The organism is Streptomyces sp. NPDC001750 (assembly GCF_042892615.1).
In the GTDB taxonomy this organism is placed as follows: Bacteria; Actinomycetota; Actinomycetes; order Streptomycetales; family Streptomycetaceae; genus Streptomyces.
Window position 1 is genome coordinate 404,744 of sequence record NZ_JBIAUE010000003.1, and the last position, 12,178, is coordinate 416,921.

The window sequence follows — 12,178 nt, forward strand, 5'->3', positions numbered from 1 at the left end:
TGCTGATTGCTGGGCGAGTCTCCAGACATCGCTTCGTACCGGACTCGGGCAGACGAGGCATTCGAGCCGACGCGCCCTTTCCCGGTCAGGACAGGACAGAGAGGCCATCGCATGACCACCCCGACCGCCGACCGGCACCTGCTCTTCATCAACGGCACCCGCACCGAGGGCACGTCGGGACGTGACCACGAGGTCGTCAGCCCCGCCACGGGCGAACTCGTCGGGACGTTCCCGGTGCCCTCGGCCGCCGATGTCGACGCGGCGGTGCGTGCCGCGAACGAGGCCCAGCCCGCCTGGGCGGCGACCAATGTGTGGGACCGCGCCGAGGTCTGTCACCGCATCGGCACGGAGCTGGGCCGGCGCGTGGACGAACTCGCCCGCCTCCAGACCCTGGAGCAGGGCAAGCCGCTCGCCGAGTCGGTCGCCGACATCGAGGAGGCGGCCAAGCTGTTCCATCTGCACGCGGAGGATGCCGTGCGGCTCCACGGCGAGACACTGCTCTCCACCGACAACACCAAGCGGATGTTCACCTTCCACCGCCCGGTGGGAACCTGGGGCATCATCACGCCGTGGAACTTCCCGCTGCTGATGCTCGCGGAGTTCGTCGCCCCCGGGCTCGCCACCGGCAACGCCCACGTCGTCAAGCCGCCGGCCAACACCCCGCTGACCGTGCTCCGGGCGATGGAGGCGTTCACCGCCGCCGGACTGCCCGAGGGCCTGGTCAACATCGTGCCCGGCGAGGGCGACACCGGGGAGGTGCTGGTGCGCCATGACGGCGTCCACGCGATCGGCTTCATCGGCTCCTCCGCGACCGGGGCGAGGATCCAGGCCGCCGCCGGGCTCAAGCGCTCCGTCATGGAGTGCTCCGGCAACGGCCCCCTCGTCGTCCTCGCCGACGCCGATGTCGAGGCCGCGGCCAGGGCGGCCGTGGACGGCGCCTATCCGTGCGCCGGACAGGTCTGCTGCGCCACCGAACGCGTCGTCGTCCACAGGGACGTCCACGACGCGTTCGTCGAGGCGGTGCTGCGCGAGGCCGGGCGCATCACCCTCGGCGACCCGTTCGACCCCGCGACGGTCCTGGGCCCGCTGAACAACGAGGGCGTCGCGGCCAAGATGGACCGGCACATGGCCGACGCGCGCGAGCGCGGCGCGGACATCCTGCTCGGCGGCCGACGCGCCCCGGGCCACCCCACCGACCTCTACTACGAGTTCACCGTGGTGGACGGGGTGCCGGAGGACAGCCTGCTGTCCCGCGAGGAGTCCTTCGGACCGGTCGTGCCGATCATCACCGGCCGGGACGAGGACGATCTGCTGCGGATCGCCAACGACGACCGCCTCGGCCTCCAGGGCGCCGTCTTCACCCGCAGCATGACCTCCGCCTTCCGGTTCATCGAGGAGATGGCCGTGGGCCAGGTCGTCGTGAACGAGAGCAACAACTGGTGGGACATCAACATGCCGTTCGGCGGCGCCGGCGGCCGTTCCACCGGCTGGGGCCGCATCGGCGGGAAGTGGACGCTCATGGACATGACCGACACCCGCACCGGCGTGATCAGTCTCTGACCGTCCCGCGCCACCCGACCGTCCGTCCGTCGGCCGGGTCCCCGACCACGCCCGTCGGGGCCCCGGCCCGCGCCGCCCACCACGCCGGCAACGAGGTATCCACCGCATGACCACCGCAGCCCCGCGCCCCACCGACCACCGCAGCCGACTGCGCGACACGAAGACCGCCCCCTACTGGCTGGACCGTCCCGAGCACCCCGCGCCGCTGCCGCGGCTGACCGCCGACACCACCTGCGACCTCGCCGTCGTCGGCGGCGGGTACACCGGACTGTGGACGGCGCTCCTCGCCAAGCGCGATCACCCCGAACGGGACGTCCTGGTCCTCGAACAGAACACCTGCGGCCACGCGGCCAGCGGCCGCAACGGCGGTTTCTGCTCCCCCAGCCTCACCCACGGCCTCGCCAACGGCGTCGAGCGCTGGCCCGCCGAGGCCCGGCTGCTGCACCGCCTCGGCATGGAGAACCTCGACGCCTTCCGCCGCGACCTGGACACCCATGGCATCGACTGCGGATTCACCCGCAGCGGAAAGATCACCGTCGCCGCGACCCCCTGGCAGGCCGAGGGGCTCAAGGGCGCGCACGCCCTCGCCCACCGGTTCGGCGAGCACACCAGGCTGCTGGACGGTGCGCAGCTGCGCGAGTACGTCGACTCCCCCGTCTGGACCGCCGGACTGTGGTCCCCGGACTACGCGCTGCTCGACCCCGCCCGGCTGGTCTGGGGCCTGCGCGCCGCCTGCCTCGACCTGGGGGTCCGCATCGCCGAGCACACCGAGGTCACCGCGCTGACCGCCCGGCACACCGGCCGGGTACGGCTCGCCACACCGTACGCCGCGGTCGGCGCCCGGCAGGTCGCACTCGCCACCAACATCTACCGGCCCCTGCTCCGGCGCCTCTCCCTCAGCATGATCCCGGTCTACGACTACGCGCTCACCACCGAACCGCTCCGCGACGACCAGCTCGCCGCCATCGGCTGGAGCGGCGACCACGGGATCACCGACGCGGGCAACCAGTTCCACTACCTCCGCAAGACCGACGACAACCGCATCCTCTTCGGCGGCTACGACGCCGTCTACCACTACGGCAGCCCGGTCGACGAGGCCCGCACCCAGCGCCCTGCCACCTTCGACACGCTCGCCGCGCAGTTCGCCGAGGCGTTCCCCGCCCTCGCCGACGTCCGCTTCTCGCACGCCTGGGGCGGGGTCATCGACTCCACCACCCGCTTCTGCATGTTCGCCGGCACCGCCGCGCGGGGCCGGGTCTCCTACGCCCTCGGCTTCACCGGGCTCGGCGTCGGCGCCACCCGCTACGGCGCCCAGGTCATGCTGGACCTGCTCACGGGTCGCCGCACGGAGCGGACCCGGCCCACGATGATCCGCCGCCCGCCCGTGCCCTTCCCCCCGGAACCGGTCCGCTACCTGGGCGTCGAGGCCACCCGGCGGTCCATGGCCCGCGAGGACGCGGACGGCCGCCGCAATCTGTGGCTGCGCGCCCTGGACCGACTCGGCCTCGGCTTCGACTCCTGAGCCGGGCAGGATAGGCCCGTACGACGAAGAGCCAGGCCCGCCCGTGGTGGCGGGCCGCGCACGGGAGCCGGAGCAACAGCATGAGCACGCAGGGTGGCAGCCCCCTGGACGACACCGACCGCCGGATCATCGCCGCACTGCAGGCGGACGGCCGCCGCCCGTACAGCCAGATCGGCGAGGAACTGGACATCCCGGCCTCCTCCGTGCGCTACCGCGTGCAGCGCATGGAGGAGAACGGCACGCTGCAGATCGTCGGCATCGCCAACCCGCTGACCATCGGCTTCGACCGGTTCGCCATGGTCGGCATCCGGGTGCGGCCGGGCACCGCGCAGGAGGTCTGCCGACGGCTGCGGGAGCTGCCGGAGACCTCCTACGTGATCATGACGGCGGGCACCTACGACGTGATGGCGGAGGTGATCTGCCGCGACACCGACCATTTCACGGACCTGATGAACCGCAGACTGCATCTCATCGACGGCGTCGTCTCCACCGACTCGTTCTTCGTGCTGGAGGTGCACAAGCTGGCGTACGGCTGGGGCGTCGGCGAGGTGGACAGTTCGCTGCTCGACGCGCCCCGGCCACCGCTCGGCGCCGGTCTCGACCAGCGCCCCTGAGCCGCGCCGCGGGTGTCAGCCCGCGAACCCCACGTGCACGTGGTCGTGGTGGGTGTCGTCCGTGAAGAACTGGTTGGGCGTCGCGCCCCCGGACACCCGCACCGGCCCGCCCACGTTGTACGAACCCGCCGCGGCGGCGTCCCGCATGAACGACTCGACCAGCCGCCGCGGGGTCGCCCGGTCGACGACCGGGTGCCCATCGATGCGCCACACGTCGAAGGCGCGGCCCGGCGGGTGGTCGCTGCGCCGGTCGGTGCCGAACACGTACAGCGGGTGCCCGGAGCTGAACACGGTGACGTCGATCCGGTACGTGCCGGCCAGGTCCAGCAGGGCCCCGAGCGCGGCCGGACGGATGTGCCCGCTGCGGACATCGGCCCTCGCCGCCGGAGGAAGCCCGATCCGCGCGTGATCGAGGACCCGCCGTGCCTCGGCGGGCAGCCGGGGCACGGCGGCGCGCAGCGGCCCCGGATACAACGCGGTGACCTCCCATCGCGGACGCGCCCGCCTCAGCCGTACGTCGACGGTGGTGCCACCGGCCCGGCCCGGGGTCCACTGCCGGTACGCCACCATCACGCTTGCGGTGCCCGTCAGGATCCCGCCGTACTGCGCGACGATCACCTGGAGCGCGGCCTCGTCCGCGGCGGGCCGCATCGGGCCCGCCGCGTCCACCAGCGACGGCGCCGCCCCCAGCGCGGCCACCCGGCGCTTCGCCGCCGCCGCGCCGCCCTGTCCGGCGGGCCACGCGCCGATCGCCTCCACCACCTGGACGGCCCGCAGCTTCACGTCGGGGTCCACGTCGTCGCGGTTCGGGCGCCAGGCGGTGGTCGCGGGGAGCGACGTGTGCGGGGACGCGGGTCCGGACGGCCCCGACGCCGTCCCGGAGGTCCCCGAGCAGCCCGCGGCCCCGGCGAACAGCCCGCCGGTCGACAGCAGCAGGCCCCGTCGGCCGAGAGGTCGTGACATGCGATGCCCCCTTCCCGTTCCGGAACCGGTCGCGCGCCGGGACCCGTACAGATTTCGATGGTCAGGCATGAATGGCTTCATCATCTTCCATTCCCCCGGGCCCGGCTGCCAGCATCGGCGCACCGCCACCCCGTTGAGGGAGAAATCAGATGAAACGTCACCGTTCTCTGCGCTGTCTGGCAGCCCTGGCCATGGTCGCCCTCGCGGCCACCGCCTGCGGCCGTTCCAACCAGGGCGACGCCCCGACCGGCAGTGCCTCCCGGGCAGCCGACTCCCGGTCGGCGGCCGAGCTGCTCCCCGACCCGTACCGGCAGAAGGGGGTGCTCAGGGTGGCCACCGCGGTGGGGTACCCGCCGATGGAGATGTACGAGCCGGGAACCACCCGGCTCACCGGTGTCGACCCCGATCTGGCCAAGGCCGTCGCCGGCCGGCTGAAGCTGCGGGTGGAACTCACCAACGCCGCGTTCGACGGGCTGATCCCGGGGCTGGAGTCCGGCCGCTTCGACCTGGTCATGTCGTCCATGACGGACAGCGCCCAGCGGCGGCAGGCGGTCGACTTCGTCGACTACTTCCGCACCGGCGGCGTCATCATGACCAAGAAGGGGAACCCGCAGGGCATCAAGTCCCTCGCGGACCTGTGCGGAAAGAGCGTCGTCCTCGCCAAGGGCAGCTCCAACCTCCGCATCGGCGAGGAGCAGAACGCCAAGTGCGGCGAGAAGATGCGGATCTCGCAGAGCGAGGACGCGCCGACCGGTCTGCTGCAACTGGACAGCGGGCGCGCCGTCGCGACCATCGTCGACTACCCCGTCGCCCGGATGTTCACCGAGAAGAAGAGCGGCGCGTACGAGGTGCTGCCGGAGCAGTACGGCACCGCCCCGTGGGGCATCGCGGTCTCCAAGAGCCAGGCCGGACTGCGCGACGCGGTGCACAAGGCCCTGCAGGAGCTGATCGACAGCGGTGAGTACCGCAAGATCCTCAACACCTGGAACGTCGGCGACAGCGCCGTCACCGAGGCAACGGTCAACGACGGGCAGTGAGAACGGACATGACGTACCAGAAAACGTCCGCGGCGCCCGTGGACGGCGCGACCGCACCCGACGACGACCTCGCCCTCAGGCTGAGTCGCCGCCCCCGTCCGGCGCGCTGGCTGGCGGTGTTGGCCGCCGCGCTGTTCGCGGTGTGGATCGCGTACACCATCATCGTCAATCCCCACCTGCACTGGGACATCGTCGCCAAGTACCAGTTCGACACGGTGATCCTCCAGGGTCTGTGGGTGACGATCCAGCTCACCCTCGTCTCGATGGCCGTCGGCGTCGTCATCGGCGTGGTCGTGGCGGTGATGCAGCTCTCCGACAGTCCGGTGCTGCGGTTCACGGCCGGTGCGTACACCTGGTTCTTCCGGGGCACTCCGCTGCTGGTCCAGCTGATCTTCTGGTTCAACCTGGCCCTGCTGTTCCCGGTGATCAGCATCGGTGTGCCGTTCGACGGGCCGAAGCTGATCAGCTGGCAGTCGAACCAGGTCATCACCGGTTTCGTGGCGGCCCTGCTCGGACTCTCCATCAACGAGGGCGCCTACATGGCCGAGATCGTCCGGGCGGGCATCGGGAGCGTGGATCCCGGCCAGCGCGAGGCGGGGGCGTCCCTCGGGATGTCGAACCGTCAGATCCTGTTCCGGGTCGTCCTCCCGCAGGCGATGCGGGTCATCGTCCCGCCGTTCGGCAACCAGTTCATCTCCATGCTCAAGACGACCTCGCTGGTGTCGGTCATCGCGGGTTCCGACCTGATGACCGTCTCCCAGCACCTCTACCTCGCCAACTTCGAGGTGGTGGCGCTGCTGCTGGTGGCGTCCTTCTGGTACCTGGCCCTCACCACGCTCGCCAGCATCGGACAGCACGCGGTCGAACGCCGCTACAGCCCGGGGGCCGCCCCGCCGCTGCGGCGCAGGATCCTGGCCGATCTGCGGCCCGGACGGAACGCCGGGAAGGGAGCGACGGCATGAGCGACGCCATGGGCGACGTGGTCCTCAGGGCCCGCAAGGTCCGCAAGCGGTTCGGTGACACCGAGGTGCTGAAGGGCATCGATCTCGACGTCCGCAGCGGTGAGGTGCTGTGCGTCATCGGCCCCTCCGGCTCCGGCAAGTCGACGCTGCTGCGCTGCTTCAACCATCTCGAAGGGATCGACGCGGGCCGGGTGTGGATGAACGGCGAGCTGATCGGTTACGAGCAGCACGGCACGTCCGGCCGGGTCCTGCGCGAGATGCGTCCGCGCGACGTGCGGCGCCAGCGTGAGCGGATCGGGATGGTGTTCCAGCGGTTCCACCTGTTCCCGCACCGCACGGCGGTGCAGAACGTGATGGAGGGTCCGGTCGCCGTGAAGGGCCGTTCCCGCGCCGAGGCCGCGAAGCGGGCCCTGGAGCTGCTGGCCGAGGTCGGTCTCGCGGACCGCGCGGACCACTACCCGGCGCAGCTGTCGGGCGGTCAGCAGCAGCGCGTGGCGATCGCCCGCGCGCTGGCCATGGAGCCCGACCTGATGCTCTTCGACGAGCCGACCTCCGCCCTCGACCCCGAACTCGTCGGCGAGGTGCTGGGCGTCATGCGCGACCTGGCCCGCCGGGGCATGACCATGATCGTGGTCACGCACGAGATGGGCTTCGCCCGCGAGGTCGCCGACCGGGTCGTGTTCATGGACCAGGGCGCCGTCGTCGAGTCCGGGAGCCCGGACCTCCTGTTCACTGCCCCGCGCCACGCGCGCACGCGGGCCTTCCTGTCGACGGTGCTGTGATGGGCCGCCCCCTGGATCTGCTGCTGCGCGGCGGACTGCTGGTCGACGGCACCGGCGCGCCCGCCCGGGAGGCGGACGTCGCGGTGGCGGACGGACGGATCACCGTGCTCCCGGCGGGCACGCCGGCCGCGGCGGCCGAGGTCCTGGACGTGTCCGGCCGGGCCGTGGCCCCCGGCTTCATCGACGTGCACACCCATTCCGACGCCCTGGCCGCTCCCCTCGGCGACGGCGTGCCGCAACCGGCCGACGACCTGCGACTGGCGCCGCTGCTCCAGGGCGTCACCACGGAGATCTGCGGCAACTGCGGGACCAGCCTGTTCCCGTCGCTGCCGGAGCGGCTGCCCGAGCTGGCCGAACACCTCCGGGTGACGTTCGGGATCGGTCCGGTCCGGCCCGCGGTGGACTTCGACGCGTTCGCCGCCGGCCAGGACCCCGCGCTGCGGCACAACCACATCGCCTCGCTGGTGGGCCACGGCACGCTGCGCGCCGGGGTGATGGGGTTCGAGGACCGTCCGCCCCGGCCCGACGAGCTGGACGCCATGTGCGCGCTGCTCGACCGGGCGCTGGGGCAGGGCGCGGCGGGCCTGTCCACCGGGCTGATCTACCCGCCCGGCACGTACGCCGCCACCGAGGAGATCGTCGCCCTGGCCCAGGTCGCCGCCCGCCACGGCAAGCCCTACGTCACCCATCTGCGCGACGAGATGTCGCAGGTGGAATCGGCGCTGGAGGAGGCGCTGGACATCGCGGAGCGTTCCGGCGCCGCGCTCCAGGTCTCCCACCACAAGACCGCGGGCCGGCACGCCTGGGGTGCCACGCTGCGCACCCTGCCCCGGCTGGAGCGGGCCCGCGCCGACGGGGTGGACGTGCTGTGCGACGTGTACCCGTACACCGCGGGCAGCACCGTGCTGCACGCGATGCTGCCGCCGTGGGCGAGCGAGGGCGGTGTCGGCGCGCTGCTGGAACGGCTGGGCCGAAAGGACGTCCGCGACCGGATCCGGGCGGACATCGCCACGGGCGTCGCGGGGTGGGAGAACACCGTGGGCAACGGCGGCTGGGACCTCATCGCGGTGGCCGCCGCGCGCTCCCGTCCGGACGCCGAGGGCCGCCGGATCGCCGATCTCGCCGCCGAGCAGGGTGTCGACCCGGTCGAGTACGTGTGCGACCTGCTGCTGGCGGAGCGGGGCGAGGTGACCATCATCAGCCACTCCATGCGCGAGGACGACGTCCGGCGGGTGCTGGCCGGTCCGCTGTCGATGATCGGCTCGGACGGCGTCCCCAAGCCCGGCCGCCCGCACCCCCGTTGGGCGGGGAGCTTCGCCCGCGTGCTCGGCCACTACGCCCGCGATCAGCGACTGCTGCCGCTGGAGCGGGCGGTGCACAAGATGTCGGGGCTGCCGGCCCGGCGGTTCGGGCTCACCGGCCGTGGTGTGGTCCGCGACGGCGCCGTGGCGGACCTGGTGGTGTTCGATCCGGGGACGGTGTGCGATCGTGCCACGTTCGAGCGTCCGCTGCTGGCGCCCGAGGGCATCGGTACCGTGGTGGTCGCCGGACGGGTCGCGGTCAGGGACGGCCGTCCGACCGCCACGCGGGCGGGGGAAGTGGTGAGGGTCCGATGAGTCTGTCCCAGGTGACCGCGGCGGCACGGCGGTCGGCCGCGCTGCCGCTCACCCTGGCCGTCCGCGCCGTCGACGTCGACGGCGAGGGCGCGGTGGGGGTGGACGACGACGTGGTGCTGCCCGTCGCGTCCGCCTCGAAGCTGCTGCTGCTCGCCGAGGTGTCCCGGCGTCTGGACAGCGGGGAGCTGCCGCCCGGCCGGATCGTCGAGATCCTCGACGAGGACCGTGCGGACGGCACCGGGCTGCTGCGCCGGATGAGCAGGGACGGCTGGAGCGTGGAGGACCTGGCCTGGCTGACCGCGTCGGTCAGCGACAACACCGCGACCAACGCACTGCTGCGCGTGGTGGGACGGGAGTCCACGGACCGGTTGGCACAGCGGCTCGGTCTCGGCCGTCTCGCGCTCCACGACAAGGTCCGCGACGTCCGGGGCCCGGACGTGCCGCCCGTCTTCGCCACCGGTACCGCGAGGGACCTGGCGCGGCTGGTGACGCACGCGGCGCGCGGCACGATGGTCTCGCCCGCGGCCTCCGCGCGGCTGCTGGGGTGGATGCGCGCCAACACCGACCACGGGCTGGTCCCGGCCCTGGTGGACCACGACCCGTACGCGCCCGGTTTCCCGGATCCGCTGCCCGGAGGGCTGCTGGTGGCCAACAAGACCGGCACCGACACCGGGGTCCGCGCGGACGCCGGTGTCATCGTCGGGGCCAGGCGGCTCGCGTACGCGGTGGTGGCGCACTGGGACACGGCGCTGGGGCCGGGAGCCGAGCGGGCCGCGGTGCACGCCGTGCGGGACGTTGGCCGCACCCTCGCGGCCTGCGCCGGCCGCTCCGCCCCCTGACGGAGCCGCGGCGGGCCCGCCCCGTCAGGACCACTGCATCTCCAGCAGCGACCTGATCTCCTCGGCCGCCGACCGCAGTTCCGCGAGGAAGATCCGCAGCAGCGGGTTGCGGTTGGTGGGCCGGGTGGCGACCCCGATCCGGCGGTGGAGCCGGGGGTGGTCCAGTCGGCAGACGTGGACGCCCATGCTGTCCGCGAGGCCGAGGGCCGGGACGAGCGCGATGCCCATCCCGGCCCGGGTCAGGTTGACCGTGACCTGGTAGTGGTCGGTGCGGCAGCGGATCCGGGGGCGGAAGCCCTCGGTGGCACACGCGCGTTCCAGCACCGGTTCGCCGGTACGGCCGCCGTGCGTCCCGATCCAGGTCTCCCCCTCCAGGGCGGCGAGCCGGACGGTGGTACGGCGGCCGAAGCGGTGGCCCAGCGGGAGGACCACCAGTTGGGGTTCGTCGAAGAACATCTCGACGTCGACGCCCGCGTGGCGGCACCAGGGGTCCAGCGGGTGCTCGAAGACGACCGCGGCGTCGAGCCGGCCGGCCTCCAGATCGGGCACCGTCTCGTGCGGCTGTCCGAGGATCAGCTCCAGTTCCACCTGCGGCCGCTCGGCGGCGAAGGCGGACAGCGCCCTCGGCAGCAGCTCCAGGCCCGAGGAGGCGAAGAAACCGACGCGCAGGACGCCGGCCTCGCCCTCGGAGTGCGCGCGCAGATCGTCCTGCGCGACGGCCATCAGATCGGCCACGGCCTGGGCGTGCTCGGCCAGTCGCGCTCCGGCGGCCGTCAGCCGCAGGCTCTGCGGCTGACGTTCCACCAGGGCGGTTCCGACCTCCTGTTCCAGCCGGGCGAGCTGGTGCGAGACCGCGGACGGGCTCAGATGCAGGGCCCGGCCCGCGGCCACGATGGTGCCCGTGCGGGCTATCTCCAGCAGGACGAGCAGTCGGGCACTGTTCAGCATCGGGTCAGACTAGGCGGTATCGGCGCGGAACGCTCCAGGGGACCCGCGGGTTCGTCGACGTCCAGGCGCAGCAGGTCCTCCTCGGTCTCGCGGCGCACCACGGTACGGACCGTGCCGTCGCGGACGAAGACGACCGCCGGGCGCGGCAGCTTGTTGTAGTTGGACGCCATCGCGTATCCGTAGGCGCCGGTGACCGGTGTGGCCAGGACGTCCCCGACGGCCGTTCCGGCGGGCAGGGCGGCGTCGTCGACGATCACGTCGCCGCTCTCGCAGTGCTTGCCCACCAGGCGCGCGCGCCACGGCCGCGGCGCGTGCGGACTGCGCGGCAGGAAGACCTCGTAGCGGCTGCCGTACAGGGCGGGGCGCAGGTTGTCGCTCATCCCGCCGTCGACCCCGACGTAGGTCCGTACGCCCTCGATCCGCTTGATCGTCCCGACCCGGTACAGGGTCAGCCCGGCGCGGGCGGCTATGGACCTTCCGGGCTCCACCGTGACCTCGCCGTGCCAGCCCGCCTCCCGGACGGCGCCCCGCACCGCGGCGGCCCAGTCGGCGAACGAGGGCACGGTCTGCCCGGCCTCGTAGGCGACGCCGAGGCCGCCGCCGACGGTCAGCCGGGGTGCGCGCGTCTCGACCGCGAACCGCGCCACGGCGGCGGCGCCGGCCGCGAGTTCGGCGGTGTCCAGCACCTGGGAGCCCACGTGCGCGTGGATGCCCTCCAGGATCATCGCCGGGGACCCGTCGGCACGCCGCACGGCGTGTACGGCGGCCCCGTCCGCCAGACCGAAGCCGAACTTGGAGTCGTGGCCGCCGGTCCTGATCGCCTCGTGGGCACCGGCGGCGACGCCCGGGGCGACCCTCAGCTGGACGTGCGCGGGCGGCAGCCGTTCCTCGGCGTGCAGCCGCTCGATGCGGTCCATCTCGTCGAGGCTGTCGACCACGACGTGCCGCAGCCCGGCCGTCATCGCCGTGCGCAGTTCCGTCTCGCTCTTGTTGTTGCCGTGCAGCACGATCCGGTCGGCCGGTACGCCCGCGTGCAGGGCCACGCGCAGTTCGCCGCCGGAGGCGACGTCGAGCAGCATCCCCTCCTCGTGGGCGAGACGGGCCATGGCCGTGCACAGGAACGCCTTGGAGGCGTAGGCGACGTTGTCCTGGCCGAAGGCGGCGACCGCCTCCCGGCAACGCTGGCGCAGGTGCTCCTCGTCGTAGACGAACAGCGGGGTTCCGAAGCGCTCCGCGAGGTCGACGAGCGGGACGCCCCCGACCGCGAGTCCGCCGGGGCGGGCCTGGGCCGTGAGGGGCAGCAGCCCCGTTTCGATGGCTGACGTCATGGGTCCT

11 protein-coding genes are annotated in these 12,178 nt (G+C 72.8%); 8 read left to right on the top strand and 3 right to left on the bottom strand.

Going from position 1 to position 12,178, the window contains the following annotated elements:
- Positions 1-111 precede the first annotated feature (111 nt).
- The 3 genes from ACFYY6_RS07895 to ACFYY6_RS07905 all read left to right on the top strand — a co-directional run bounded on the left by ACFYY6_RS07895 (position 112) and on the right by ACFYY6_RS07905 (position 3,696).
- Positions 112-1,560 carry an aldehyde dehydrogenase family protein gene (locus tag ACFYY6_RS07895; protein WP_389192150.1) on the top strand — a complete coding sequence of 483 codons (1,449 nt, stop codon included), beginning with the start codon at positions 112-114 and terminating at the stop codon, positions 1,558-1,560.
- 106 nt (positions 1,561-1,666) lie between these two features.
- Entirely contained in the window at positions 1,667-3,082 is a 1,416-nt protein-coding gene (locus tag ACFYY6_RS07900) for an NAD(P)/FAD-dependent oxidoreductase (protein WP_389192153.1), read from the top strand.
- A gap of 80 nt (positions 3,083-3,162) precedes the next feature.
- Positions 3,163-3,696, top strand: coding sequence for an Lrp/AsnC family transcriptional regulator (locus ACFYY6_RS07905; RefSeq protein WP_351524563.1), 534 nt, complete (start codon positions 3,163-3,165; stop codon positions 3,694-3,696).
- 15 nt (positions 3,697-3,711) lie between these two features.
- Here ACFYY6_RS07905 and ACFYY6_RS07910 read toward each other — a convergent pair whose 3' ends face one another.
- Positions 3,712-4,659, bottom strand: coding sequence for a hypothetical protein (locus tag ACFYY6_RS07910; protein WP_388650504.1), 948 nt, complete (start codon positions 4,657-4,659; stop codon positions 3,712-3,714).
- Between the two features lie 149 nt (positions 4,660-4,808).
- Here ACFYY6_RS07910 and ACFYY6_RS07915 point away from each other — a divergent pair, with 149 nt between their 5' ends.
- From ACFYY6_RS07915 to ACFYY6_RS07935, 5 genes are read left to right on the top strand one after another with little or no spacing between them, the layout of a single operon-like run.
- The gene (locus ACFYY6_RS07915; protein WP_389192156.1) at positions 4,809-5,696 is read left to right on the top strand and encodes an ABC transporter substrate-binding protein; all 888 of its coding nucleotides are present in this window, start codon (positions 4,809-4,811) and stop codon (positions 5,694-5,696) included.
- 8 nt (positions 5,697-5,704) lie between these two features.
- Entirely contained in the window at positions 5,705-6,658 is a 954-nt protein-coding gene (locus tag ACFYY6_RS07920; protein WP_351524967.1) for an amino acid ABC transporter permease, read from the top strand.
- Positions 6,655-7,440 (top strand): amino acid ABC transporter ATP-binding protein, encoded by a 786-nt coding sequence (locus ACFYY6_RS07925; RefSeq protein ID WP_384416966.1) that lies wholly within the window; start codon positions 6,655-6,657, stop codon positions 7,438-7,440. Before ACFYY6_RS07920 ends, ACFYY6_RS07925 begins: the two co-directional genes overlap by 4 nt.
- The gene (locus ACFYY6_RS07930; RefSeq protein WP_389192158.1) at positions 7,440-9,056 is read left to right on the top strand and encodes an amidohydrolase family protein; all 1,617 of its coding nucleotides are present in this window, start codon (positions 7,440-7,442) and stop codon (positions 9,054-9,056) included. The genes ACFYY6_RS07925 and ACFYY6_RS07930 overlap by 1 nt, the downstream gene beginning before the upstream one ends.
- Positions 9,053-9,895: a serine hydrolase gene (locus ACFYY6_RS07935; RefSeq protein WP_351524970.1), complete on the top strand. Its 843-nt coding sequence runs from the start codon at positions 9,053-9,055 to the stop codon at positions 9,893-9,895. The genes ACFYY6_RS07930 and ACFYY6_RS07935 overlap by 4 nt, the downstream gene beginning before the upstream one ends.
- 24 nt (positions 9,896-9,919) lie before the next feature.
- Here ACFYY6_RS07935 and ACFYY6_RS07940 read toward each other — a convergent pair whose 3' ends face one another.
- Both ACFYY6_RS07940 and lysA read right to left on the bottom strand, forming a co-directional pair.
- Positions 9,920-10,843, bottom strand: coding sequence for a LysR substrate-binding domain-containing protein (locus ACFYY6_RS07940; protein WP_351524971.1), 924 nt, complete (start codon positions 10,841-10,843; stop codon positions 9,920-9,922).
- Positions 10,837-12,171 carry a diaminopimelate decarboxylase gene (gene lysA, locus ACFYY6_RS07945; protein WP_351524972.1) on the bottom strand — a complete coding sequence of 445 codons (1,335 nt, stop codon included), beginning with the start codon at positions 12,169-12,171 and terminating at the stop codon, positions 10,837-10,839. Before lysA ends, ACFYY6_RS07940 begins: the two co-directional genes overlap by 7 nt.
- Between the last annotated feature and the right edge of the window lie 7 nt (positions 12,172-12,178).

Coding starts and splice junctions, on each gene's coding strand:
- ACFYY6_RS07895 (WP_389192150.1), top strand. CDS start 112: ATGACCACCCCGACCGCCGACCGGCACCTGCTCTTCATCAACGGCACC.
- ACFYY6_RS07900 (WP_389192153.1), top strand. CDS start 1,667: ATGACCACCGCAGCCCCGCGCCCCACCGACCACCGCAGCCGACTGCGC.
- ACFYY6_RS07905 (WP_351524563.1), top strand. CDS start 3,163: ATGAGCACGCAGGGTGGCAGCCCCCTGGACGACACCGACCGCCGGATC.
- ACFYY6_RS07910 (WP_388650504.1), bottom strand. CDS start 4,659: ATGTCACGACCTCTCGGCCGACGGGGCCTGCTGCTGTCGACCGGCGGG.
- ACFYY6_RS07915 (WP_389192156.1), top strand. CDS start 4,809: ATGAAACGTCACCGTTCTCTGCGCTGTCTGGCAGCCCTGGCCATGGTC.
- ACFYY6_RS07920 (WP_351524967.1), top strand. CDS start 5,705: ATGACGTACCAGAAAACGTCCGCGGCGCCCGTGGACGGCGCGACCGCA.
- ACFYY6_RS07925 (WP_384416966.1), top strand. CDS start 6,655: ATGAGCGACGCCATGGGCGACGTGGTCCTCAGGGCCCGCAAGGTCCGC.
- ACFYY6_RS07930 (WP_389192158.1), top strand. CDS start 7,440: ATGGGCCGCCCCCTGGATCTGCTGCTGCGCGGCGGACTGCTGGTCGAC.
- ACFYY6_RS07935 (WP_351524970.1), top strand. CDS start 9,053: ATGAGTCTGTCCCAGGTGACCGCGGCGGCACGGCGGTCGGCCGCGCTG.
- ACFYY6_RS07940 (WP_351524971.1), bottom strand. CDS start 10,843: ATGCTGAACAGTGCCCGACTGCTCGTCCTGCTGGAGATAGCCCGCACG.
- lysA (WP_351524972.1), bottom strand. CDS start 12,171: ATGACGTCAGCCATCGAAACGGGGCTGCTGCCCCTCACGGCCCAGGCC.